25 protein-coding genes and 1 pseudogene are annotated in these 25,832 nt (G+C 40.2%); 7 read left to right on the forward strand and 19 right to left on the reverse strand.

Going from position 1 to position 25,832, the window contains the following annotated elements; genetic code table 11:
* Positions 1–169: 169 nt before the first annotated feature.
* Together FTU83_RS08030 and FTU83_RS08035 are read right to left on the reverse strand one after the other, a co-directional pair.
* Positions 170–1,177 carry an SDR family NAD(P)-dependent oxidoreductase gene (locus FTU83_RS08030; RefSeq protein ID WP_180106046.1) on the reverse strand — a complete coding sequence of 336 codons (1,008 nt, stop codon included), beginning with the start codon at positions 1,175–1,177 and terminating at the stop codon, positions 170–172.
* Positions 1,178–1,694: 517 nt separating this feature from the next.
* The gene (locus tag FTU83_RS08035) at positions 1,695–2,291 is read right to left on the reverse strand and encodes a phosphatase PAP2 family protein (protein WP_180054847.1); all 597 of its coding nucleotides are present in this window, start codon (positions 2,289–2,291) and stop codon (positions 1,695–1,697) included.
* 302 nt (positions 2,292–2,593) lie between these two features.
* Between FTU83_RS08035 and tusD the strand changes: the two genes are divergently transcribed.
* From tusD to FTU83_RS08055, 4 genes are read left to right on the forward strand one after another with little or no spacing between them, the layout of a single operon-like run.
* Complete coding sequence (gene tusD / locus FTU83_RS08040) at positions 2,594–2,962, forward strand: sulfurtransferase complex subunit TusD (RefSeq protein ID WP_078190984.1); 369 nt, start codon at positions 2,594–2,596, stop codon at positions 2,960–2,962.
* 45 nt (positions 2,963–3,007) lie between these two features.
* Entirely contained in the window at positions 3,008–3,358 is a 351-nt protein-coding gene (locus FTU83_RS08045) for a hypothetical protein (protein WP_168378646.1), read from the forward strand.
* 13 nt (positions 3,359–3,371) lie between these two features.
* On the forward strand, positions 3,372–3,659 hold the full coding sequence (locus FTU83_RS08050; protein WP_078190986.1) for a DsrH/TusB family sulfur metabolism protein: 288 nt from the start codon (positions 3,372–3,374) through the stop codon (positions 3,657–3,659).
* 48 nt (positions 3,660–3,707) lie between these two features.
* A complete protein-coding gene (locus FTU83_RS08055; protein ID WP_111884335.1) occupies positions 3,708–4,019 on the forward strand; it encodes a TusE/DsrC/DsvC family sulfur relay protein in 312 nt (103 codons plus the stop codon).
* 82 nt (positions 4,020–4,101) lie between these two features.
* Here the strand turns inward: FTU83_RS08055 and FTU83_RS08060 are convergent, their stop codons facing one another.
* Positions 4,102–4,581, reverse strand: coding sequence for a helix-turn-helix domain-containing protein (locus FTU83_RS08060; RefSeq protein WP_180106047.1), 480 nt, complete (start codon positions 4,579–4,581; stop codon positions 4,102–4,104).
* 148 nt (positions 4,582–4,729) lie between these two features.
* Positions 4,730–5,629, reverse strand: coding sequence for a LysR family transcriptional regulator (locus tag FTU83_RS08065; protein WP_168378649.1), 900 nt, complete (start codon positions 5,627–5,629; stop codon positions 4,730–4,732).
* Positions 5,630–5,726: 97 nt separating this feature from the next.
* Here FTU83_RS08065 and FTU83_RS08070 point away from each other — a divergent pair, with 97 nt between their 5' ends.
* Both FTU83_RS08070 and FTU83_RS08075 read left to right on the forward strand, forming a co-directional pair.
* Positions 5,727–6,179 carry a CidA/LrgA family protein gene (locus FTU83_RS08070; protein ID WP_180106048.1) on the forward strand — a complete coding sequence of 151 codons (453 nt, stop codon included), beginning with the start codon at positions 5,727–5,729 and terminating at the stop codon, positions 6,177–6,179.
* Positions 6,176–6,886 carry an LrgB family protein gene (locus FTU83_RS08075; protein ID WP_171262654.1) on the forward strand — a complete coding sequence of 237 codons (711 nt, stop codon included), beginning with the start codon at positions 6,176–6,178 and terminating at the stop codon, positions 6,884–6,886. The genes FTU83_RS08070 and FTU83_RS08075 overlap by 4 nt, the downstream gene beginning before the upstream one ends.
* Positions 6,887–6,952: 66 nt before the next feature.
* Here the strand turns inward: FTU83_RS08075 and FTU83_RS08080 are convergent, their stop codons facing one another.
* The 15 genes from FTU83_RS08080 to FTU83_RS08150 all read right to left on the reverse strand — a co-directional run bounded on the left by FTU83_RS08080 (position 6,953) and on the right by FTU83_RS08150 (position 25,028).
* Positions 6,953–7,699, reverse strand: a complete 747-nt coding sequence (locus tag FTU83_RS08080) for an adenosylcobinamide-GDP ribazoletransferase (RefSeq protein ID WP_180106049.1) — start codon at positions 7,697–7,699, stop codon at positions 6,953–6,955.
* Entirely contained in the window at positions 7,696–8,319 is a 624-nt protein-coding gene (locus FTU83_RS08085; protein ID WP_180106050.1) for a histidine phosphatase family protein, read from the reverse strand. The genes FTU83_RS08080 and FTU83_RS08085 overlap by 4 nt, the downstream gene beginning before the upstream one ends.
* Positions 8,320–9,372, reverse strand: coding sequence for a nicotinate-nucleotide--dimethylbenzimidazole phosphoribosyltransferase (gene cobT / locus FTU83_RS08090; RefSeq protein WP_180106051.1), 1,053 nt, complete (start codon positions 9,370–9,372; stop codon positions 8,320–8,322).
* On the reverse strand, positions 9,369–9,890 hold the full coding sequence (gene cobU / locus FTU83_RS08095; RefSeq protein WP_180106052.1) for a bifunctional adenosylcobinamide kinase/adenosylcobinamide-phosphate guanylyltransferase: 522 nt from the start codon (positions 9,888–9,890) through the stop codon (positions 9,369–9,371). Before cobU ends, cobT begins: the two co-directional genes overlap by 4 nt.
* Complete coding sequence (locus FTU83_RS08100) at positions 9,887–10,561, reverse strand: 2'-5' RNA ligase family protein (protein ID WP_180106053.1); 675 nt, start codon at positions 10,559–10,561, stop codon at positions 9,887–9,889. Before FTU83_RS08100 ends, cobU begins: the two co-directional genes overlap by 4 nt.
* A gap of 192 nt (positions 10,562–10,753) precedes the next feature.
* A complete protein-coding gene (gene mtlD, locus FTU83_RS08105; RefSeq protein WP_180106054.1) occupies positions 10,754–12,925 on the reverse strand; it encodes a bifunctional mannitol-1-phosphate dehydrogenase/phosphatase in 2,172 nt (723 codons plus the stop codon).
* Positions 12,926–13,159: 234 nt separating this feature from the next.
* A complete protein-coding gene (locus tag FTU83_RS08110) occupies positions 13,160–14,380 on the reverse strand; it encodes an MFS transporter (protein ID WP_180026282.1) in 1,221 nt (406 codons plus the stop codon).
* Positions 14,381–14,491: 111 nt separating this feature from the next.
* Positions 14,492–16,759: a TonB-dependent receptor gene (locus FTU83_RS08115; protein ID WP_180040291.1), complete on the reverse strand. Its 2,268-nt coding sequence runs from the start codon at positions 16,757–16,759 to the stop codon at positions 14,492–14,494.
* 15 nt (positions 16,760–16,774) lie between these two features.
* Positions 16,775–18,046 (reverse strand): MFS transporter, encoded by a 1,272-nt coding sequence (locus FTU83_RS08120; RefSeq protein ID WP_257222552.1) that lies wholly within the window; start codon positions 18,044–18,046, stop codon positions 16,775–16,777.
* Positions 18,022–18,414, reverse strand: a complete 393-nt coding sequence (locus FTU83_RS08125; RefSeq protein WP_180054873.1) for a hypothetical protein — start codon at positions 18,412–18,414, stop codon at positions 18,022–18,024. Before FTU83_RS08125 ends, FTU83_RS08120 begins: the two co-directional genes overlap by 25 nt.
* Positions 18,411–19,043 carry a GNAT family N-acetyltransferase gene (locus FTU83_RS08130; RefSeq protein ID WP_168378659.1) on the reverse strand — a complete coding sequence of 211 codons (633 nt, stop codon included), beginning with the start codon at positions 19,041–19,043 and terminating at the stop codon, positions 18,411–18,413. Before FTU83_RS08130 ends, FTU83_RS08125 begins: the two co-directional genes overlap by 4 nt.
* 54 nt (positions 19,044–19,097) lie before the next feature.
* Positions 19,098–20,933, reverse strand: a complete 1,836-nt coding sequence (locus FTU83_RS08135) for an IucA/IucC family siderophore biosynthesis protein (RefSeq protein WP_180106056.1) — start codon at positions 20,931–20,933, stop codon at positions 19,098–19,100.
* A gap of 36 nt (positions 20,934–20,969) precedes the next feature.
* The gene (locus FTU83_RS08140) at positions 20,970–22,391 is read right to left on the reverse strand and encodes a lysine N(6)-hydroxylase/L-ornithine N(5)-oxygenase family protein (RefSeq protein ID WP_180106057.1); all 1,422 of its coding nucleotides are present in this window, start codon (positions 22,389–22,391) and stop codon (positions 20,970–20,972) included.
* Positions 22,384–24,168 carry an IucA/IucC family siderophore biosynthesis protein gene (locus tag FTU83_RS08145; RefSeq protein WP_180106058.1) on the reverse strand — a complete coding sequence of 595 codons (1,785 nt, stop codon included), beginning with the start codon at positions 24,166–24,168 and terminating at the stop codon, positions 22,384–22,386. Before FTU83_RS08145 ends, FTU83_RS08140 begins: the two co-directional genes overlap by 8 nt.
* Positions 24,169–24,758: 590 nt before the next feature.
* Complete coding sequence (locus FTU83_RS08150; protein WP_180040275.1) at positions 24,759–25,028, reverse strand: hypothetical protein; 270 nt, start codon at positions 25,026–25,028, stop codon at positions 24,759–24,761.
* A 535-nt stretch (positions 25,029–25,563) separates the two neighbouring features.
* Between FTU83_RS08150 and FTU83_RS08155 the strand changes: the two are divergent.
* Positions 25,564–25,832, forward strand: a pseudogene (locus FTU83_RS08155) (IS4 family transposase); the annotation flags it as partial.

Raw genomic sequence — 25,832 nt, forward strand, 5'->3', positions numbered from 1 at the left:
TGAACGTCTGTGCAGAATCAAATTCTGCTGATAAATACAGTTTAGGTAACTTGCTTAGATTTGTAAATAATAACCATTATCAATTATAAGTGGTTTATTTGATAATCTTTATCGTGATTTTATAAAGAAAATCATGCACGACGATTAAATTTACCGAATACAAGACGAGTTAATTACCTCTTAATGTTTGTTGATAGAAACGCCATTCATCTTCTAGCATTTTCTTTAAATCTTGTTCAGGCTGCCAATCAAAAGTACTTTTCGCTTTCTGTGTACTTGCCCCAAGCTGGTCATATTCATGGCTTGGGTAAAAAGTAGATTCGACCGTCTTAATCTCTGCCTGTGTCACTTCTGAAAGTGTATCCAACAGTTGCTGTATCGAAACAAGCTCACCTGAAATATTAAAGGCCTCGCAAGTAAATTGTTGCTGCGACAACCATTTTAAACATTGCCACACCGCCTTACAGCAGTCGAGTACATGCAAGAAACTCCGTTCCACAGTACCATCTTCAGTTTTGGCTTGTTTGCGAAGTTCAATAAAATCTCGTTGTAAAGCCCCGACTTGCATCGCAAGCGGCACGATATTTTTTGGCAATGGCGCAACAAACTCACCTAAAACTGCATGTTCGAATGCACCTGCGACGTTTCCTAAACGCAAAATCGCAATTTTCCACTCGTTATCAGTACGTGCTGTATCCCGTATAATTTCTTCCACCATTTGTTGAGATTTCACATAGGGATTTGGATAAGTAAAATTGATTTCTGTGTCTTCTGTTAAATCTGCCGAAGACTGACCATATACCGCCAAACTTGATAAATGGATCAGTGTTCGTACACCTGTTCGCTGCATGGCACGCAGCAAACTCATGATACAGCTGACATTATCATTATAGTATTCAAGTGGTTTAAGGACGGATTCTTCCAATGACTTAAAGCCTGCCGTATGAATGACAGCATCGACGGTATATTGTTCAAATACTTTATTGAGTGCGGGAGTATTTCGAATATCGAGTTTGACAAAAGGTACATACATGCCTGAAATAAATTCTAGTCGTTCAAGTGTTTGTAAATTTGCATTGGATAAATTATCCACAATAATGACTTCTTGACCTTGAGCCATTAAACTCAAGGCTATATGTGAGCCTATAAAGCCTAAACCACCAGTCACTAAAATCATTGTTTAGATACTCCTTATAGTTATCAAGCTTTTACAACTCTTTGGCATCATCTTGGTGTCGTCACCAACTTTTCTACAGATCAAAATTATTAAACCTCGCCTCAGCATTTTCCATGAGCCGAACAATCTGCAAGAGCATTCTAGTTTTATCTTACTGCTTTGGAATTTTGACTGTGTTGCAGTTATGAATATTAACTGTATTTGATTTACGACAAATGACCTCGCTAGCGATCCATTTAGAAGACATCACAAGTTTTCGTGGCATTTGAGTTGAAGGCTTTTTGAAGAAGATATTTAATAATAGTTACATTGCGAAGCATGTTAGACAGCAACAAAATATTAGAGATGATCTTATCGAATGAGCAAATGGAATTGAGCAGTCTGACTATTTTTTGAGGTATAGGATCTGGATGTGAACGCCAGATGAATCATCATAAATATTCATCTGGCAAGATGTTGGCAATGTAACTATAACAGCAGCAAACTTTTGAAATCGCAAATATTTGGCGAACTTAATTTAGCGGATATAGCCTTTTTTGATCATGGCTGAGAATAGGAACTCGTAAACTTTTAAGATCATGCTCACCAAATGAAAACCATAGCTTCGCCATAAAGACAGTCCGACAAAATTAAGCAAAACAGCGATGATCAACGCGCCCGCCATATCCATTGGATAATGCACACCTAAATAGACTCTCGACCATGCAACAAGAAAAGCGAATGCTAGAAATACATAGCCGACGGTTTTTTGCTTTGAAAATATATAAGAAAATGCAATCGTGCTAAAAAACAGCATGTGATCACTCGGGAATGATCCATTCGGTGAATGTTCTATAATCGTGCGTCCAACGTCCAAGACAAAGGGTCTAGGATAGTAAAAAAAACTTGAAATCACTTGGCTGATAAGAAATGCGACGATTGTAAACACAGTGGCTTTAACGATTTGTTTTTTGATATCAAAATTGCCTTTAAACCAAGCCAAAAACATCAAAAGAATCACGATATAAAATAGATCATTGGCTATAAATATGGCGAAAGAAATGGTGAAATCTAAAGCATTGTCCGAAGCATTGATTGAATTAAATAAACTTAAATTAAATTTCTCTATATTCATGAGATGGTTTAAAAAATGAAAAGATCATAGCACTCTGTAAAATCAAAAATTGCGTTTTATTCATATAAAGATTTTTCAGTATGTAACCGCACAGTTTATTTATGAAAAAGTGATGGCTCGAGGCTGAATCCAAAATAAACCAAAAGTTATATTTGAAGAAAAATTGGCAATGACTTCGCTGCCTAAATAAGTAAAACTTTGCAAATATTCAGATCATTGAGTAAATCATTGTATACTAGCTTTTTCTTCTGAACTCAGAACAAACTGTCGATCTAGACCGTTTATTCATTTAGTGAATTTCGATGAGTACTCTATTACTAATTACCTCCTCACCCACTTCGATATTGGCTTGGCATGCTTTGGGTCTTGCCCAAGCGCTGAAGCAAAAAGGCGAAAACTTTCGGGTTTTTTTCTATCAAGATGGTGTAAATGTCGCAAATGCCCTGCAATGGGTGCCAGATGATCAACGCAAACTCAGTAGTGAATGGCAAAAACTCGGCATTCGTTTACCTGTTTGCGTAAGTGCAGCTCTCGCACGTGGGATCACAGATCAGGAAAATGCACAGCGTCACAATATTCAGCAACATAATTTAGCTGAACAATTTGAACTTGTGGGCCTAGGCGAACTTGCCGATGCTGTACAAGCTGCTGACCGCTTATTGCAATTCTAAGTGTTTTGATTGCCGCGCATTTGTAGCATTGAAAAGGAAAATTACGTGAAATCTGTACTGGTTGTTTTAACCCATGCAAATCTTGCAAACTTACAAGTACATGAAAGTCTTTCTGCGACCATGGTGCTTGCAACCTTCGGTTGTGACGTTAAAGTGTTGCTCAAAGATGCTGCGCTGAGCTTACTTCAGGCAGAACAAGAGTTTAGTCAGCTCAAGCATGCGTTTAAACTCGCTTCCAACATGGTTGATAGCTTTGAGTTTTACGATCTCACCCCGATTTATATTGAACAAAAAAATTCACAGCATCCTTTTGTGATCAACAGTGAACAAGAACTAGAGTTTGTTCAATTCAATACTGAATTAATTCAACAATTTGATCATGTGTTGTATTGGTAAAAGAGGAATGATGATGTCAAATTCTACGCTGTATTTAGTCCAAGCCAGCTATGCCAATACCCTACAGCACATCCAGCAGTTAGCCAGTTTAATCAATCCTGAAGATGCAATTATCTTGATGGGTGAAGCAGTCTTACATATTGCAGATGAACAAATTCAGCAATTTGGCACATGTTATGTACTTGAAAATGATGCTGAGATTTTAGGTAAAAGTATGAATTATAGTCATATGAAAGTGATCGACTATGCCGCTTTTGCTGATCTATGCCTTAGATTTAAACGATGTATTTCACTCAAATAATTTGAGTAAAAGCGATCCATTTCTACAATCTTCTCTTTTGGAATGAATATGAATCTTGAATTAGACCAAGATGGCCATTTGGTGGATTACACTATTTGGAATGAAGCTGTTGCCCAAGAACTGGCTAAAAGTTTAGAACTTGAGTTAAGCCCTTGGCATTTTGAAGTTTTACAAGCTGTGCGACAGTTTTATCAACAGTTTGGTCACTCGCCGGCAACTCGCCCACTCATTAAATTTTTAATGAAAACCGTGAGTGCAGATATTAATAATGCAGTATTACAAGACAAATTTAATACGGGCTTGGTCGCTCGACATTTAAGTCGTTTAGCGGGCATCCCTAAACCTGCAAATTGTTTGTAATTTTAAAGTAATCTAAATACTGCTTAGGCTATTTTGGCTAAATAGATGCAAATCAGCATCTTGAAGAAAGCCATAAAACAGCTTAGGCAGGTTTTAATTGGTTGAGAGCGATGTAATAGGCTTGGGTAAATATCGGTTTGACCTGTTTGGCTTGGATCGGTTCAGCACAACATGAGCACACTAAAACGGGTTTAAACTTTTCACCACATGTCTGATGGACATATTCAACAGGTGATCCCAAGCCCTGATCCATATATTGATCGGCCCAATGCGTCATGGCTAGAAGAATTGGATACAAGTCTAAGCCTTTTTGAGTCAGTCGATATTCAAAACGTTCCTGACGCTCGACATAAGCAACTTTGGTCAAAATACCTTCTTCGACCAAACGCTTTAGGCGGTCAGATAACACATGTCGAGTCACACCCAAATTTTGTTGAAAATCATCAAAACGTCGGATGCCCATAAATGCATTACGGATAATCAACATGGTCCAACGGTCCCCTAGCACAGAAAGCGCACGAGCGATTGAACACGGTTGTTGACCAATATCATCCCATTTCATTTTATGAACCATCAAAAATAACGACCAACACCCAATTTAATTCATGCATGTTGATTTTGCAAAATCCTTTTCAATAATCTTTGATGTACAAATCGTAAATCAACCTTCATTTCCAATCATTTATTTATCGACTTGATCTGTGAATGAACTAAAAATGTATTTTGTCTTTATTGTCTTCAATGATTTCTAGCCATGCACGCGTTGCGGGACTCATGGCAACAGTGGTATTCCAGGCCATGCTGAGTTTCCAGTCTAAGTTCGGATTTTCTAATTCAGCCACATGGTATTTTACCGCATCAAGTTGTTCACAATAAATTTTAGGCAGGAGTGCAATCCCAACATTTGAATCCACCATTTTGGCGATGAAGTCCCACTGGCTGCTTTTACATACCACATTGGGCTCAAATCCGACGTAATTTGCCGCCTGTATGATGATGTCATTGAGTGTGAAGGTATCATCATATAATAAAAAGGACTCTTCTTTTAATTCAATCAACGAAACGGTTTTTCGCTTTCGCCATTGTGAGTTTTTTTTGGATAATAAGCACAAAGGTGACTCCATCACTGGAATACCACTCAGCACCGGTTTCAAGTGCCCCAAAATAATTCCGACATCGACCTGTTTTTTTAAAATGGCACTTTCAATACCCGTCGCCCCAACCTCAAAAAAGCTCAATTCAATATTCGGATATTTTCGATGAAACAATGCAATTAACTGACTAAATAGCACCGATGCCAATGGTGGTAAACCGAGGGTCAATTTACCTTGTTTTAAGGCGCGCACTTGTGTGACCGTATCAAGCATCCGTTGTTGTTCGTTCAAAATCACTAAGGCATGCTGATAAATCTGCTCTCCCATATAGGTGAGCTGTGCTTCCCTTTTTCGACCTGCTTCTCCTTTATGAAATAAAGGCACGCCGATCTCATCTTCTAACTGACGAATTAATTTACTAATGGTCGGCTGAGTGACAAAAAGCGCTTCTGCTGCATGACTAAAACTCTGTTTTTGTACGATGGTCACAAAGACTTTTAGGCTTTTAATGTCCATTATTATTCCATATAAGCATAATTAATAATTAATTATTCATAATTATACAGGGTATGCACTTTTAAAATAGCGTCATCTCCTATTCTGCTGTTGTCTCATGGATACGCTTCCACAATCTTCTTCCAAAATTACCCAGTTTCTCAAGACTTTAGCGCAGCTAAGTTTATTGATATTGATCTGGTGGATCGGCTCTTGCATTCAATCTTGGTTTAACTTGCCGATCTCTGCTGGCGTGATTGGTTTATTGCTCCTTTTAGCCGCATTGTTGAGTGGTTTATTTAAAATGCAGTGGATCAAACAAGGCTCAGATTTTATTTTGGCTGAACTGGTTCTATTCTTTATCCCCTGTGTAGTTGGATTAATTAAATATCAAGATTTATTACTCAGCTCTGGCTGGCAGTTAATTTTAGCCGTGGTACTGGGTACCGTCTGTGTCATGGTGTTTACAGCATTTACGGTTTATTGGGGCTTTAAACTCGAGGCAAAACTTAAAGCGAAACACCAAACTGCGACAGATCATGATGTCAACACAGCAGGAAAAACCTTATGAACGATTTTGGGTTGAACAGCATCTCTGTATTGTTTTTCGTCCTGACCCTTGTCGGTTATATTTTGGCGAAAAAGCTACATCGTAAGTTACCGTATATGGTTCTTTCCCCTGCACTATTCGTCCCGTTTGTGCTGATTATACTCATGCTTTGCTTTCATATTTCATATGACACCTATATGCAAGAAAGCCAATGGATTGTATGGATGCTCGGCCCGGCAACTGTGGCCTTTGCTATTCCCATCTATGAATATCGGCAAATTATCCGTCAGCATGCGCTGAGTATTAGTTTGGGCATCGTGATTGGCATGTTAGCAGGAATTATCAGTGCTTTTTATTTGGCACAGTTGTTTCAGTTTGACCAAGAAACGTCTTATAGCTTAATGGCACGTTCCATTTCTACCCCCTTTGCCATGGAACTTACCTCGAATATTGGGGGTTCAGTCGAATTGGTGATTCTATTTACCATGATTACTGGGATTGCCGGCGTGGCTTTGGCTGACCTAGTTTTGGCTGGGCTTAAATTGCATTCACGCTTTGCGCAAGGTGCGGCTCTTGGCAATGCTGCACATGGATTTGGTACAAGTAAGGCGTTATCACGTCATAAAGAAGAAGGTGTTGCAGCCTGCCTGAGCATGGTACTTGCTGGAGTATTTATGGTATTACTTGGGCCATCACTTATTCATTTGGTCATTTATCTATTAGGATAAAATAAAAAGCCCAGTGCATTAGCTGGGCTTTTTTTAAATCAGGAGTTAAGTCATTTCACTGTAAAACTAAGCAATTACATAATGAAGTGCTATGACAAACGCTAAAAGACTCGACACCTCTGTGATTTCAATCGCTGCACCAATTGTATCGCCCGTCACGCCACCTATACGCTGAATAAATTTCCATCGTAAATACAGTAAAGTACAAATAAACGTAAATATACTCACAACTCCAGGCCAGCTAAAATACAAACATGCACTTAGGCAGAGTGTAAATATCATGTATGCCGACTTTCGTGGAATAGTTGCTGCTATCGATGAGCCTAAGCCTTTTTCACGGACATACTGAGTTGTTAAAAACAAAAATAAAGGGGCTAAACGACCCAACATTAGAAATACAATCAATGCCAAATACATTTGCTGTTGTAGCAAAACATAAAGTGCCGACCATTTGAGTAAGCAAATCACGACGAGGCTCAACACACCAATCGGCCCACATGCAGGGTCTTTCATGATTTTAAGTGTACGCTCGGCATCACCAAAGCCACCGACCCACGCATCTGCCGTATCTGCTAAACCATCTAGATGTAAACCACCTGTGAGCCAAATCCAGACCACAAGCAAAATACTGCTAAGTAAGATGATCGGCAGGCTGTGAAATGTGAAAGCAAGCAAGGCAAGAATGCCGCCAATCAACAATCCCACCGCTGGATAAAACAGCAAAGACTGTCCATTTTGCTGTTTCGATGGCATCACTTTGAGTTGAATCGGGAAAGTCGTGAGAAACTGGAGAGCAATCCAAAAAGGTGTCATTCACTTTGCTCCAAAATACGAATATTTGCACGATTTTTCACAATGAATGAATTTAATTGTCCCAATTCGGCAGTCATTTTTAATAAATCATCTAAATGACTTTGCTGTGCCATACATTTTAATAATTTAATCACACCACCATGGGAAACCAATAAAACGCGGTCCCAATGATGCTGTTGAGCCTGCAAAACTAGCTCATCTAGACCGCTTAATATCCGTTGTTGAAATTGCTGAAGACTTTCTGCATTCGGTGGCGTAAATGTACTTGGACTTTGCCAAAACTGTGCGAGTAACTCTGGGGTGTTTTCATAGATATGCTTGGTTGATACTGCTTCCCAGTCACCAAAATGCATTTCTTGAAACTTCGCATTTTCAAACATTGGACGTTCAAGCTGTTGAGACAGTTCCAAAGCAAATAAACGGCAACGCTGTAAGTCAGAAGTGATGATGACATCCCAGCTCGCTAAACCGTATGTATACGTACCGTCTAATGCTTCATCTATGGTCTGCTGCATCTGCTGCCAACCTTTTTGCGTCAAAGCATCATCTGTAGAGCCACGTAAGGTATGGCTCAGTTCAGTCTCACCATGACGCAATATATCTAAACGGAAATGTTCCATTTAAACTTTTTCACCAATCACAGCAGCTTGTGCGAAAGTCGCCATGTTATTATGTAAGCGACATGCCAAACGAATTAAACCCAAGGCCGCACCGGCACCGCTGCCTTCACCTAAACGTAAATTCAACTTTAAGAGTGGTTCAGCTTCAAGGGCTTGAAGTAAACGTTGGTGCCCATATTCAGCCGATTGATGACCAAAGAGCATCCAATCACGCACCGCAGGATTTAAACGAATAGCAACCAAGGCCGAAACTGTACTAATAAATCCATCCACGACCATTGCCAAACCCAATTGCGCACAGCGAATGTATGCTCCAACCATCGCGGCAATTTCCAAACCACCTACAGCACATAGAGCTTTAAAGACATCTTGGCCGACATAGTCCTGATGTAAAGCCAAGGCCTGATCAATCACTTGTTTCTTATGTGCCAATTGTTCAGCACGAATACCTGTACCAACACCTGTCAGTTTTTCGGCCGGCTCATTAAATAAAAAACATGCAACAGCAGAAGCAGAACAGGTATTGCCAATGCCCATTTCCCCTGCGACATAAATAGACGCACCTGCAGCGATAGCATCTTCAACACTTTTACGGCCGAGATTCATCGCTTCAATACATTGTGATTCGCTCATCGCAACAGTTTTAGCAAAATTTGCTGTACCCGCTGCAATACAGTAGCGCTCTACCCCTGCATATTCATAGGCTTCACCTACCGAACCACAGTCAATCACTTGTAGTTTGGCTTGATACTCACGTGCAATGACACTAATACATGCACCACCGGTCGTGAAGTTTTGTAGCATTTGGCGTGTGACAGCTTGAGGATAGGCCGAAATATTTTCTTCCATCACGCCATGATCACCTGCAAAGATGGTGATCCATGGGAAATCGATATTGGGCTGATCTGTGTTTTGTAATGATGCAAGTTGCACCGCTACATTTTCAAGTTCTGAAAGTGAGCCCGTAGGTTTAGTTAGCTGTAACTGGTGTTTTACCGCCTGTTGCTTAGCTTCGATACTCGGATTTTGACAGGGTTCTTGCCACCAGTTCATGCTTTATCTCCTTTTAAGATTATTGGAAAACCTGCAACACAAAACACCACATGGTCAGCAATTTGACCAATTTGTTGATGTAAGCGCCCAGATTCATCGACGAATTTTCGACTGATTTGTCCCATGGGAACAACGCCTAGTCCAGTTTCGTTACTGACTAAAATAATGTCTGACTTTAATGTCGGCAGCACCTTAAGTAATTTTTGGCATTGTTGCTGTTGAAAGTCTGCTTGTTCATGCATCAATAAATTACTCATCCACAGCGTTAAACAATCGATAAGAATGGTTTGATGAGCTTGGTCTATTTCAACTAAGCGATCGGCTAAATATAGAGGCTCTTCAATCAGCCCCCAATGTTCAGGTCGGTCTGCTTGATGATGCTGAATTCGCTCCTGCATTTCATCATCATAGGCTTGTGCTGTCGCCACATAGATGACGGCTTGAGCACTTTCTTTGGCTTTTTGTTCTGCAAGTCGACTCTTACCTGAACGCGCCCCACCCAAAATGAAATGAATCATGACTGTGCCATCTCTATATTTTGTCTAAACTGATGTTGATAATAAGGACTTAATGCCCCTTGTAGTACTTGAGCCTGATAATGACCAAAAGTCAGTTGCTCGCTTTCAAAATCAAAGCAGTGCTGTTCAACTTGTTGGATTCTTTCAAAAATATCATCGCTATTCCATGCCTGTTTATACAAGCCCAATGTGATATGCGGACAATATTCGATCGGTGCAATTTCATTCGAGCTTACATTGAAAGCTTGACGTAGATGATCAAACTTACGATCTAAATCCAAAATTTCAATAAACAGTGCGCTTTGAAAGCTATGGATCTGACCTGTACGTAGCCGAATATTAGATAGCGATAACTGTCGAAGTTGTTGTTGATGCAGTGCCAACTCATCTGCTGAGAAATTATCATTCCATCGTTGTTCAGAATGATCGATTAATTGGGTTTTATTCAGCTCTTCAAAAAAACCACAAATAAACACGGTGATATGAAATTGGCGCGTATTCGGCGTGTATAAAAGATCTGAAAACTGCGCTCGAAGTGCTGTGAGATATTCCAATAATTTAGGATCCTGTATTTCTAGATACCACAAAGCATAGTGCTGACGACCTTGATGCCAATCGGGATAATCCTGATTGAGCGTCGGTACGACTTGCGTTGAAGGTTTTAGAAACACAGATAAATCACTTTAAATTCAATCTGCTTTATTAAAGCATGAATCAAAACAGACTTTACCCAATTTTGATTTAGTAATATTCAGTTAGAACTGAAATTCATTCATCTAAGACCTCTATTTAAGAAAAAAAATGCCGAGTCATACTCAGCATTTTGATTCAATATATATTGCGCACAGATAAGCATTATATTTTTAGGCAAATTTCGCAGTATCTTTCTGATCTTGCGTTACAGCATGGTTTTTCCAAGATGTAAACTGCTCTGTGAACTGATCAGAAAAATGCTGCAACTGTATCATTACATTGGCCTCAATCTGTTCAATACGTTCCAGTTGTTCAAGCTCGTTTGTCTTTTTCAGTTCTGAAAATTGCAACTGGATAAAGTTGATAGCCTGATCCATCGAACATTGATTAACACTCACGGCATACATCAAACCATAGACAATCCCTTGCTGTAGATGTGTTGTATCCAGTCCACATTTTAAGTTGGTTGCCAACGAGCCCAACACTCGTTCATTAAATGCAAGTTTGCGTAAAGGATCTCGTGCCACGCGCGCACATGGATCTTTATACGCATGTTCACAAGAGTTTATAAAGCTTTCTGCCAGTCGTGTTAAATCAAAAGCACGATTTGGTAAGCGCAGTGCTAAACCAGCCTGCACCTCGTCAATGAGTTCATGCATAAATTGATCAACACGATGATCTGCAAGTGCCACACCTATGGTTTGATGATTGAACAGTGCAGATTGCCAAGCCAACATGGCATGTACGCCATTCCATAAGCGATTTTTAATTAACTGGATATCTTCAATATGATCGACCAAAATCATTTGACGCATTTTTTCTAACAAAGGACTGTTATTTTCCACATAGATCGGCATGTCAGCTTCAGCATTGAATAAAATTAAATCCATGCTTTGCAATATATGACTTGGGTGAAAATTGCGTCGCATATCCTCAACATATAAAGTAGCTTGACGCTCCTGATCAGGATTTAATTTCGTCGCATCTTCTAAGTCTAATTGAGCATCCACTTCAACTTCATCTAATTGAAATTGTTTGAAAATATTATATTTTATACGGAGCTGACGATATAAATTTTGGTCACTCAACTTAGATACCATGCGGTTGACCACGGTATCGCAAAAATAGTGTTGTTGCATGATTTTCTCTGCAACAACCGCTCCAGCAAGCTCAGTTAAAGCCTGTTTTAAATGTGACATTAATAATTGTTTTGCTCCGACTTTGTTCAAAATGATCAGCATCGTTAGAGGTTCGATGGCTTTCTCATCATGTGCAATATGTCGTGCATACAGGCCTTGTGCAATGGTTTTGGCCTCTTCTGCAATCGCTTTTTCAGGCAAACAGATGGCAACCAAACTTGACTCTGTGTACATCTCTTGCATCTGCTGAATATTTTCAGCATCAATGACTGCCATGTTTTCAATGCGTTCGTCATAAGACAATTGACCATAGCGAATACAATAGGTACCAAATGCATTGACCGCAGAGCGATATAAAGGGTTACGAGTCGATGCATAAATTTTTTTCGGGCGTGTATAACCATCCCAATGCGACAAAATTTGTGCTAAATAACCACCACCAATCGCCCCAAAACCATGAATACCAACAGTGAGCTGATTAAGGGTTTGTGGAAAAGCCTCTTGCACATGCGGCATCTCTAAATGCGCAGTGAACGGGTCAAGTTCCGTCAAACAGTCATACATACATTCATAATAATATTTGGCTTTGGACAGCATGTTTTGATTGGGCGATTTAATATCTTTAAACAGTACGGTAATACCGCCAGCGTCAAAGGCCGAAGTCACACCATTTTCCGAGTCTTCAAACATCAAACAATCAGCAGGATTTAAATTCAGCTTTGCGGCAGCACGCATAAATATTTCAGGATGTGGCTTACCATTTTCAACTTCATCGCCACAGACTAAGACATCAAAGAACTTATACACATTGGCATTGATTAGATATTCTTCTGCGATTGCACGGCGACTCGATGTTGCCACGGCCATCCTCAGTCCTGACTTGCGTAAGCGTTCTAATACTTGAACCAAGCCTTTTTTGATCGGTACACCAAACTGGCGAACATGCTCCAGCTCTAATTCATCTGCGCGTTTGCGAATATCTGCGTATGGAATATTTTCATCATATTCGGCTTGGGCCAATCGATGCGCGCTTTGTGCACTTAGCCCCAAACAATTCATCAGATAAGATTCGGAAAACTCAACACCGGTCAATTCAAGAGATGCCTGTTTCAATGTTTGAAACCGTAAACGTTCAGTATCAAACATTGTTCCATCCATATCAAAAATGGCGCCCAGAACCAAATCATTATTAAATTTAAGCATTTAACCTCCGTTATTTTTTATGTGAAAAGAATAACGGAGAAAACTATTGATTCAGTACTTTGAGAATTAATGAAACAATTGTGATTATTTTTTAATCAAAGTGCTTGCTCTAAACATCTATTTTGTAAGATCAATCACCAATCAAGTAACATCATGTAATCAAAACCCACTGTTGTCAGGATGGTACGGTCTACACAGTGATCTATTGCTGTAAATATACAATTCACTGCAATTTCACTCAGTTACTCGCTTCACGGTTTGAATTTTGGTTTGAAATAAAAAGAATACGATCAGACCAAGCATCACTAAAAATAAAAAATAATACGGAAATTCTTTGTGCCACTGGTATAAACCCGTGCTAATCAGTGGCCCGACAACAAAGCTCAAAGCCTGAGTGGCTGTACACCAACTTGCCACCTTAGTCTGTAACGCACTGGGCGCCGTTTGCGCTGCACCCGTTGTAAATGCAGGGATTAAACATGCAACCGATATACCATATAAAAGATATGTAGCTTGAAATATCTGTAATTCAGTGGTGAAAACCGAAATCAGCAAGGCTGCTGCCATGCTAAACAGCCCAACCCACAGTAAGCGATATACGGACCAATTTAAATACTTAGAAATCAGCGTTTGCATAATCACCAAAGCAATACCTACGACGAGAGAACATTCTGCAAAATGCACTGCGCCTTCTGCAGCAGTCATATTAAAGCGGTCTTGAATATAAAACCCGGCCGTTAAATTTACGGTCACGATGGCAAGATAGAGACTGAATCCCAACATTAACCATGGATAGCATTGCTGAATGCTCAAATCCGTAGATGGTATCTCATTCTTAGCTGTCACTGGCTTTTCAACGCTATGCTGTTCTGTATGTCGGTCAAAGCTGAACACCAAGACCACAGAAATCAACGCTAAAATAATGATTGCAGCCCACAGCGGCGTCATGATTCCACCGAAGCCCAGCAGCAAGGTTGTTAGAAATGGACCAATGATCACGCCTGCACTATTTAATGCACCGAATTTTGACATTGCTTGTGAACGCTGCTGCTCATTGCTAAAACGGGTCATCACATAAGTTTGCAAGGCAATCTGTGGCATCGCCATAAATACCCCAGTCGCTGCGCGTGACAACATTAATAAACTAAATAGCAGCAACATCCCTATATGAACAGTAAGGCCATACATCAACACGGCTGTAAATAGCCCCCATGTCACAGCCATGCCCACAAAACCGATACTCAAGAGTTGATAAATCGAAAACTTAGATTGATTTTTTGAAATGTAAATGGCACCGACAGCCATCAGCAGCGCACCGACGGAAACCATCGCGCCACCTTGTAGCTCAGTAAGTTTTAACTCACGAACCAATGGCGCCAACAGCGGCAATATCATCGAGAAACTTGCACCATTGGCAAGACTGGCAGCAATAAACAGTTTGTTATTTCGATCCATTATTTTTGTTATCCATTTTTAATGGCTACGTTATAAACAATAGAGGTGACTTAAGCCACCTCTATTTTGTAAGTCACGATACCGTGCTTTAAACACGATTCAGGATTTAAATCAGTATTTCACTGTATAACTTAAACCGTAGGTACGACCTTGTGCAGCTAGGCTAGAAATTGGGCCATAGACAGTTTCAACCGACTGGCTGTACACCGACTTATAATCCGTATTCCACACGTTGTAGACACCAAAGCCCACATTACCCGGTCCTACTTTTGCATTGGCAATCACGTCCATCGTTGCAAAGCCTTTAATTGCCGCTGCTGGAGCAGATCCATATTTCATAGCATCTTTTTGGGCTTTGTCTGTACCGCCAATCGCTAAAGCTTGAACACGTAGGCTCATGTCATTATCAAACTGCCATTCTGAAAATGCTGTTCCTTTTAAAGGTGCCACACGAATGGCATCCAATTCTTGCCAGTCACCTTGGGTATTTTTAAATTGGCCCGTGGTATATGCAACTGTGCCGCCAACCGTCCAATTTGGTTGAACTTCATAACTGGCATTGGCTTCGACACCATAGATACGTTCATCGGTATCAATAACATCAATGGTGTAATTCGGCGCACCAAATTTCAGGCTTTTATCTGAGTCATTATAAAAAGCTGTCACTCCTGCATTTAAACCACCGGCATTTTGTACACGCCAACCGAGTTCATAGTTATTGACTTTAATCGGGTCAATGGTTTGGCTATTAATCACAGAATTTGCCGGCACATCGCGCAGCATACGTTGCACATCGGGCAAGTTTGAACCTTGTGAGAAATTAGCAAACACTTGCTGTGCATCTGTTAAGTGATACACCGCGCCAACATTAAACAGCGTTGCATCATGTTTTACTTTGCCGCCATTCAGTGTTTTCGCCACATAACCTGGGGTTAAATCTGCAGTAATTGCTTCCATATAAGGCACAGATGAATCGACATCGCTTTCTACACGTTCATGGCGAATGCCTGCTTGTAAGCCAAGTCGGTCGGTTAATTCATATTGCGCTTGGGCAAATACGCCAAGTTTTTCTGTTTCAACATCTGGGCCAAAGGCATAGTAGTTAAACGGCTGATAACTCAAACCATTACTTTGAATAAACGTTGCGCTGTCATACATTTGGATATTTTGTTGATCTTTTTCATTTTCATAGTCCACACCATAGGTTAAACCCAGTTCACGACCATTTAAGTTAAGATCTTTTTGTAGAGCAACACGCGCGCCTAAAACATCGATATCGGTTTCTGACTGATACACCAAGAAGAGTTCAGGTGCCATTTGACGTGCAGATGGGAACCACCGTGCTTTTTCATTTCGATAATAGGTTTCAGCGTTTAGACGGTGGCCTAAAATATCTTGATTTTCATATTGTGCATTGACGCTATAACGTTCAGTTTGTGGTTGTTCAGCAAGTTGTAAGCCTTTTACCGCATTTAATGACAACGGCAGCTTGCCACCCACGGGCTGTGAGCGCAGCGCATTTAAATTTGGACCATAGTCAGGGCCATAGTCACTATCTTGCTCATCATTATAATATTGCGCGCCAAAACTCAGCGTTTGACCATCGGCAATTTTCCAACTGACACGACCATTTAGATCTAAAGTGTCGGTATCTTGACGGTCTGTTTGTGCAATTTCAGGTCCAATACGGTTGCCATGACTATCTTGTATTTCACCACGTTTGGTATAGCTTGCACCTAAAGTTCCGCGTAAATTGCCTTGATTAAAGTTCATGGTTTGTGCAGCTTCATAAGCCAGAGCATCAGACTTAAAGTTATTACCAGAAGTAACACCGACTTTCGTTTCAAAACTCAGCGGTTCAGATCCACCTCGTTTGGTGATGATATTGATAATACCGCCTGTCGCACCTGAACCATAAATACTACTTGCGCCAGAGACCACTTCAATTCGTTCAATCATCGACGGGCTAATACTCGCCAGTTGTCGAGATCCATCACGATATCCCGTTTGCGGCACACCATCGATCATGTATTGCACCACACGTCCACGCATGGTCATCCCATAGTTAGACGTTGTACCACTCGATGGAGTCAGTGATGGCACCAATAAACCAACAATATCAGCTGTGCTTTTACCTGCATTGGCTTGTTTTTCAATTTCTTCTTTAGGAATGCTGTACACCGTACCCGCAATATCTGCAATGCTTTTCGCAGAACGAGTTGCCGTCACAACAATCGGTGCCATTTTAGTAGCTACTGCAGTTTGTGTTTCAACTGCAGTATTTTGTGCTGTGTCCGTTGTGACGTCTTGTGCATAAAGCTGAGTGCAAATTGCAAGGCTGAGACACGTCAGTTGCATCGGTAGAGCTAAACGTTTCATATTCTTTTCCATTTCTTAGAGTTCCGATTGAGTCGGAAGTGTTTGAGTTTTAAAATTTTGTGTTTTTAAAACAATGCGCTGACTAATTAAGACGCTGATTACTGAGCCAATTGCCAATACCAAGTAAAAATGTCCATAGCCTAATGATTTTGCGAGAAAGCCTGAAAATGCGCCGCCAATAAAGTAGACGAGCAATTCAAAGCAAACTAATATGGTGAAATCGGTACCTGCCTGTTCTTTAGAACTGGTCTGCATGAAATAGGCATAGAGTGATGTCATGGCGATATAACGAATGGCTAGCATCAACACGACAAATAGACCTAAAAGCAGATGCCATTGATTCAACCACTCCAATACAACGGCTGCCCCAATGACGGCATATAGCAATGTACGTAACCATCCTGCCCAGACCAACAATTGCGTCGCTTTGATTTTTTTCAGCAATACAGCTGCACTAACAGCTGCAATCAGACCGACACCGGCACCGACCACAGACATCAACACCCCGATCTGAGACAGTGACCATTTTTGATCGATCAACATGGGATTCAGCATTGCCATAGCGGGTGCTTCCACCACGCGATAACAAACGATGAGCAGCAAGGCCCAACGAATCGCAGGTCGTTTAAACGCTTGTCGTAGGCTTGGTTTGGCTTTGGCAATTTGAGTTTGTGGTTCTTCTTGAATAAAAAACACAGCAAACATGGTTAAAAATGTCAGCAGCGCTAAAGCTGTGAGCGCTGACTGCCAACCCCAATATTGGTAAATCCATAAAGTCGCAGCGCCACCGAGCATGCTCCCGACGGCCACCCCAATACTTTGTGCCATACTGCCCAAACGGTAATTGCCTTCGGTAAATTTCTCTACGGTATAACCATCAATCGCAATATCTTGCGTTGCCGCAAACGTTGAAATCCATAAACCAATGATGACAAATAAAGTCAACCCATAAGAAAACTGCGTAAAGGCTAAAACCAGTACCCCCAGTACCAATGCGATTTGCGTAAACAACAGCCATGTTTTGCGTTTACCGAGTTTTTTGACATAGAGCTGATCGATCCAAGGCGCCCAAAAAAACTTGAATACCCATGGAATGTAAAGCAGCGATAACATGCCGATCCAGCGTAAATCTACCCCTTGATGTCGTAAAATGGCAGGCAAAGCCACATTGTAAAAATACAAAGGCAATGCATGTGCTAAGTACAAAATGATCACGACGCTCAAGCTCAGGACTGAAATTTGAGATGGTGAAATTGCATGATTTAATTTTCTTGAGTGTTGTTGCATATCCACCTCTGCACTGCCCATTGCAGCGCATCAGACTGTTCTAATGAAACGTAATAAGGCACACTCCACGCTGCATGCAGCGCGGGTGTATTTAAACGTTTGAAGTCATCTGGATCTTGCGCAATACGCACCAGACCCAAACAATATTGAAAAAAGAGATGTTTAAACTTCTTGTACCAAACGGCCTGTATTTGCCGATATTCTTCAGGAAAAGTCGTTCCCTCAGCCGTTTGCATAACCAAAACAAAGGGCTGACTTTTCAGAAAAAAGCGCTCAACTTGAGTCAACCATTGTTCAAACTCTTCCACTGAAACATGCGCTGAAAAGCGCATGTCCAGTATGTGCATGTGGGTGCAGCGATAACTCATGACACCGCCTTAGCTAGTTGCTGATGCTGAAATGCCTTGGAGTCGTTTAAGTAATGACCAAATTTTGAATAAAATGTTTCTCTAAAGCAGTAATACAACATGGCGGTCTTTTCAGGCATTGGGATTAGGCGCTGCGCTTCATAGCACATGTCTTCAACTACGACGGCATAAGGCTTCACACTATGATCAGGCTCTCCCACAATCTTGGCTGATGCAGCATTTTCAAAGATATAAAAACTCAATAAACGCATGACGGGACGTAAATAGCCTTTACCAAAAACGGACTTTTCACCAAATAACAAATGCCAACCTAGATCAAGCTCATCACCGTCGTAGTACAAACCTAATCGATCCCGTTTTCCTTCGTAGATCTCTGTGTAGCCCACATCTTCACCATTTACCCCCACAATCAAAATTCGGTGATGATCATCTGCCAGCATTTTTTCGTAATACACTTTTAGTTCAGTTTCTGACTTATTGAGCTGCCACTGTGGAATAACATGCGGTTCATGCATCCATTTATGAACCAAAGCCATATCTTCTGGATATTGCATTTGTCGTAAGTAGTATTGCGTCTCATTCTCATGGTATTCATAAAAATCAGGTAGTTGTCGTGATAACGTTGTCATGATGTCGTCCTTTAAATTTGTTTAATCTTTTCTGTTCTTAGCTCAAAAATCTGTTTATGACGCAATACGATTAGTTGTCGTTTTCTGTTCGGCGGTATGCTGTTGTTTCGCCCACTGATTTAAAGTGCTTGGACTCACAGGGTTTGCAATAGGATCTAAAAATACAGGTACTGGTCGTTCTGCTTCGTCGTTATAACTGGTGGTAAACAGTCGAACACGGTTCAGACAAATTTTCTCGAAACGTGGACGGAACATACTGAATTTTTCAATACGATCTGCCAATTCAGGATGTGCCTGATGAAATTCGTCAATCACGGTGGAGATGGTTTGCCAAAACTCAAGTTCTGTATGCTGTGGATAATCTTCAAGGAAGACATTAGAGATATAGCGGTAATGCACCATGAACAAACCTGTAAAGATAAAGTGACTAAGTTCTTCAGCAGGATGACGCAGTAAAATTTGCCCTTCAGGTGGTAAATTTTCGAGTTCTGGAAAATCTTCATCAACTAAATTGACATCATCAATAAAGTCCTTCAGCACCATTTTTTTCGGTAAACCATTTTCATGGATCAACATGGTGTTTTCACCGTGTGGAGAAAAAGCCAAACCATATTTGTATAAGCAAATCAGTAACGGTGTTACACAAACTTCGGCAAAACGCTTCAACCATTGCAAAGGCGTCAAACCTGAAGCCTGAATCAACACGGATAAAATAGACTGACCATTTAGATCTCGATGCAACAATGCTGCTTGGGAAAGCGCTAACTGATGTTCACCGATGTAAGGCTCTACACTTTCACGCCATAAGCAACCAAACAATTCTTTAAATTGGTAAGGCGCACCGTCTATCTGATCAAAACATGGCTGTTGCAAAGTTAAACTTGCAACTTCGCCCAAAAATACTACCTGTGTTTTTTGCAGGTCTACATCTTGATGTTGAATGTCCTTCAGCCAAGCGGTCACCGCAGGTGCAGCCAAATTTCGTTTTGAAGGCAGACCTCTATAGACCGCCGTATTAAAGATACTGACGGGTAACTTCACATAATGCCGTTCAGGATGACTGGTATTGCATAAGGTACGAATTGATTGCATTGGCACATAATCATCTTGTCCAATGTCCAGCTCTACAATGCGCTGATCGACGATTTCATTGGCATAGGTCGGGATTAACCACTGATGCCACTGCCATGCATGTACAGGAATAAAGAAATACTCAGCAGCATCTAAGGCATTGTCCGCTAATTGCTGTTGAAAATCGTGTAATTGGGCAGAGTTCAACTCATGGCGATATAAGCTTTGCGCATCCCAAGCCTCGGTCGAACGAAACTCAGCTAAATCACGATGAACAGCTAACCACAAGACTTTGACTGTTGGAGAGACCTCTGGTGCTGAGCTTAAATAATCATCATAGCCAAAACCCATACGGCCTTTACTCATAATGAGCCATGGGTGTCCACGCAACATGCCTTCAATTTGATAGTGCGGTGCTGACAGCACAGCCTGACTTAGCAATCTCTGTTCATCAAAAACATGTGCTTCAGCCAACCATGTATTGTTCATTTCTTTAATCAAATAAGCCTTGGTAAATGGCTTCACCTCAGCTTGAGTTGAAAAAGCACGAATAAATTCATGCAGATTCCATGCGGGCTGTGCTGTCGATTCACTTAAATCGCGAACGCTCCCTTCAACAATACGCCAATGCCCAAGCAGAAACTGTGTCGCTTCAAATTGATACGTTTTGTCATCCAGATTGAGTTGCCATGTGTTATTTTCCACTGGCTGAATCTGAATAATTTCTTCATATAAAAATTCAGCAATCGCCATTTCAATCAGTCTTTGCCCTGCACGGCGCCACTGCGTTTGATTTATCTGTAATTTTGCAAATGTCATTATAATTTCTCGAGTTTAACCGCATTCTGTTCTTGCTTATTCGGCATTGTTGTATTGCGGTTCATTGCATAGTTGGCAATGGTTTTTTTTACGGAAAAATGGTCTTTGGATATTGGTTGGCGCTGATTTCTTTACAATGCCCATACTGTGCATTTCAGCATTTTCAATGGGTGAAAAATGTTGGAAACTTTGCGCTTGATCACCTAAATCGTATAAGTTAAAACCCAATAATTGATTGGCAATGACCGCTGCACGGTGAGCACCAAGTCCTAAATCTGGTGTACCGACACCGTGACTGTGCATTTCCTGATTTTGAACAAAAATTTCACCGACAGCGTCATGCTGTACTCGGTAGTCCTGGCTGATTTTCCAATGACCGAATTCATCACACTGAATCAGTGGTTTTAGATATTTGAGATATTGCCACTCGGGACTGTGATATCCCGTTGAAGCCACGACAAAGTCCGCATCCAGATAGAATTGTTCTGCCGTGACTTTATGCTGAAACTGCAAACGGATGCCCGCACCATGCGGCTCAGCAGCAACCAAACCCACCTGAGCATGTAAATGCGTCTGTTGAATATTTTGCCCAATGCTCCGGTGATACAGTTTTTGATAAATATCACGGATGGTTTTTGCACTGATACCCTTATATAACAAGCCTTGTTGCTTCAATAGTTCGGCTTTATTTTCAGGGCTCAGTTGATAAAAATGTGCAGTATAATCAGGACTAAAATGCTCCAATCCAAGTGGTGCATATTCCATCGGGAAAAACCCACTCGAGCGTGTCAGCCAATGTAACTTAAACTGTGCTGTTGTGGTCTGATCCTGCAAATATTGACGATCAAACAGATCCATAAAGACTTCGGCCGAAGACTGGCCTGAACCCAGTACAACCACATTACCTTTCAAGTGATTTAACGCTGCATTGCAATAATTTGCAGAATGTAAGCAGCGCTCAGGATATTGCTGCTGTATGTCTTTTAGACACTGTGGTAAATGCGGAACATTCCCCGAACCAATGACCAGATTTCGGCATTGATAACGTCTAAAACGTCCATCTTGCTCAACCATGACTTCAAAGCCTTGCTCTTGGGCATAAATGGCTTTTACGGTTGATTGATATTGAATATGCTCTAGTTGGTCTGCAACCCACTGACAATAATGGTTATATTCACGTCTAGGAATCTGTGCTTGTTCTAAAAAATAGAATTTATATAATCGTTGCTGTGTCTTTAAATAGTTTAAAAAACTAAAAGGACTGGTTGGATCGACCATGGAAACCAGATCGGCCATAAACGGCACTTGCAGCACGGTATTGGGCAATTGCATACCCGCATGCCAGTCAAACTGTGGTTTCTTTTCAAAAAATTGATACTGCAAATGATTTTGCTTATGTAGCAAACTCGCCAAACTAAGGTTAAATGGCCCTAAGCCTATCCCAATAAAATCAAGCATATTGCACATCCTTCTGTTCCACACATAAAGGATTTGGCAACGGTACATAAACCGATTGCTGATCGACTGGGGCAATCAATTCATCCAGCTCATACAAGCGTGTCAACAGATTGCCCTTATACGGCAAGGTCGGCTGATACAGTAATGAATGAATCAATGAACTCTCTGGATAAGCCTGATGTAAGTCCAACAGTTCATTTTGCAATATCGATATCAACACTTGCTCTGTGACATATCCAGTTGCACCAATTGCATTGATGATGCCGAATAAAGTATTACCAAAGAAATAATAGCTAAAGCGCTCATCGACAAAGGCTTTAGAACCCACGGCATGCGCTTTTTCTTGCAACTCTGGAAATGCGCTTAAGACCTCACCTGCAAGTTCTTCGATATAGTAAAAGCCTTGATTGTCACGCAGCCATAGATATTTAGGCATTGCATGTTCCAGCTCAAGTAAGACATTTTGCTGATGTGATTCAAAGGCCATTCCGTATTGATGGTACAAATACATTAATGGTTTTAGACTGATAGCTAAGAATTGTTTAAACCAATTGATCGCAATGGCGCTTTGATCAAGTTCAGGTTGTTGTTTTGCGATTTGTTCAAATAAGGCATTAAAACGGCTTTTCGGCTGTGCAGGATGATCTTGGCACAATGACGCAATACAACACACCTGCTGCTTTTCACTAAAAGGCTGATCACGGAAGATGCAAATAGTTTCATCGACGATTTCATCATCTATGCTCAATGCCATCCAAGCAGGATCATTCACCGCTTTGAGCGTTGGGCATTGTTGTAAAATATGTTCACCGAGGCTTGAATGCCAAAGTCGATGGGTCATTTCGCCACGGTGACATTCTTTGGCAAGATTGACTCGGATTGAATTGGTGATCATCACGGAAAGTGATGGTTTCAACATCCACGGCGCTGCAAAACTTGCCATAGTGCGTACCGAAGTTGTTGGGGAAAATGCCCAACCTTTCTCGCCAAAATCGATAATTTTTAATTTGGTTTTTAAACTTTTAAACCATGCTTTTGACTGTAAATAACGTGCTTGCCAAGGATGCAAAGGCAATAACTTATAATGCGAATAAGCATTCAGTAGTGCTTGATCTGTTTCTGATAAATGCCATTGCAATTCGCTTTTCAATTGCGCTGATACAGCTTGATCTAAAGCTGAACCTTCTTGAATATATTCTGGAGCCACCAACCAATAATGCAGTTGGCTGAGACCTTTGGCTTCTGGCGAATACCTTTCCCAATCTTCATGCACAAAACCGACCCGACTTTTCGGTGCAGGATGCATGCTGTGCCCTAAAATTAAAGCTTGTTCCGATTCAATGAAACTTTGTTCCGCTTGGACCAAGGCCTCTAAATCATGTTCACGTAGTGTCAAAAATTGTGTAAGCGCTTCACGACTTTCGATCCAACGCTCTAATAATGATGAAGCATCCAGTGTATGACCTGACTCTTGTACGAGCTGTTCAAGCAATAAACTCGCGATCGCGGTGATACTAAATGACAGTTTCTGTCCTTTATTAAAAACGTATGGGAGATCTGCAAGACGATGTCTACCAACAAGGCTGACATAAGATAGTGGTACAAATAACTGTGATTGAATGCAATCTAAAGGGATGCATAACAACGTCAAGCCTTGGCTAAACGTCAATTGTGATGAATTCTGTTGATACTTTTCCAGCAAAATACCTTTACCGGTTTCTTGTGAGTATGCATTGACAAGATGCTGCATCGCCAAGCGATTAGCAAGCTCTTTCATCTGACCATATCCTCTATTTTTAAGCTTTTCCAAGCTTTGTCATGTAATTATGTTTCTTTAACTGTGCAAGTCATGCTTAGTACGCTGGCCAGCGTGAAACTATGTTAATGATAATTATTATTATTAATAATTGCATTTTTGTGAAGATTTGCTACAGGATTGCAAATTTGGTCTTATCTCTATGTATTTAAAAATTAATTTTTTTGATATGAACTTTTCTGTTTTTATTTATACAATTTTCTGAAATGGAACTAAATGATAATTTTCTCATTTAGCATAGAACAAATGAATCGAATTGCTTATTTTTTAGCCAAATTATCACATTGTGCAACTTAAACTAAAAACCCATGTCTTTTACATGGGTTTTTATATTCTGCTTTGAACCAAGCTTTTATTTAAATCAAAGAACGAAATGTGCAGTTAAATTTTAATCATTGAAGACTTTACTGGCATCATACTGATCATGCATCTTTATTGACTATAAGCATGTATTTCATAACAAACACCTACTGATTTCTGATCCATATCCTCTATTCAGACTGGCTATACAGCATGAATGATGAATATGTACTCAAACGATTGGGTTGAAATCAATCAATTGATTTAACAACCCAATCCAAAAACTTGTGCTTATCAAAAAAGTCTGGCGCAGCATTCGCAAATACACTTTTTTCTCTGTTGTTAAATATTCCTTTGTAATAAAAAGACCTATCTGCGGTAAATTTTGACTCATCCCCTTCATGTAATTCTTTAAAGAAAATCGATAACTGCATAAATCGACTTTTAGACGCTAAACCATGTTTTTCTAATACAAAATTATAGATTTGCTCAATAATCGCTTTAATATTTGAATAAGGCATTTTGTTGTCTCTTTATTAGATCGCTCTTTCAAATTACAGCTTTTAAATTAAAATACAACTGTTCTAGTCGGATTTTAAATACCTATTTTTTATAGGTATTTTTACATTTAAATATAATTAAGCACTATTAATGAATGAGCCTCTAAACATGAAGTTTTACTAAATTTTGCTTCTGCAACTTCATGGATTTTCGTTATTCAAAGCTAAAAATAAGCCCACATTTTGGCGAGCATTTTGTACTTACTGAATTAAGACAATTTCGTCCACTATTGCAGAAACATCTTAGATACCCTGATCAAGGTCTAATTCTCAATTTGCACTTCTAACTTTGCTTTAATACTATTCACCTAAGCACTTAAAAAAGCATATAAGCGGATTCAAGAAACATTACATATGTAATTTAACTTCAGTTTTGATATAGCCCTCTTTACAACAATATTTACTATTTATTTATTTGTTTGCGGCTTTGTACACGACAAAAAAAGATAACTCATTGAAATAATGGCATAATACTTGTTTTCTGACGACGAATATGATGACACATTTCAATGAGTTACATCTCATCTTAAACAAATATCTAAAGTGGAACAAGTCACATGCAAAATGTTTTACACTGATTATGCTTGCATTAATTGTAAAACAGACATGTAATCTTTCTTCTGCATCTAAAGCCTTACCCATCAAGTGCTTACCACAATCATTTTATCGACGTATACAACGCTTCTTTGCAGATCAGTATTTCGATTATCGTCAAATTTCTCAGTTAATTTTCAATATATTTTCATTCGATAAAGTCCAATTAAC

The organism is Acinetobacter sp. YH12152 (genome assembly GCF_013418285.1).
GTDB lineage: Bacteria > Pseudomonadota > Gammaproteobacteria > Pseudomonadales > Moraxellaceae > Acinetobacter > Acinetobacter amyesii.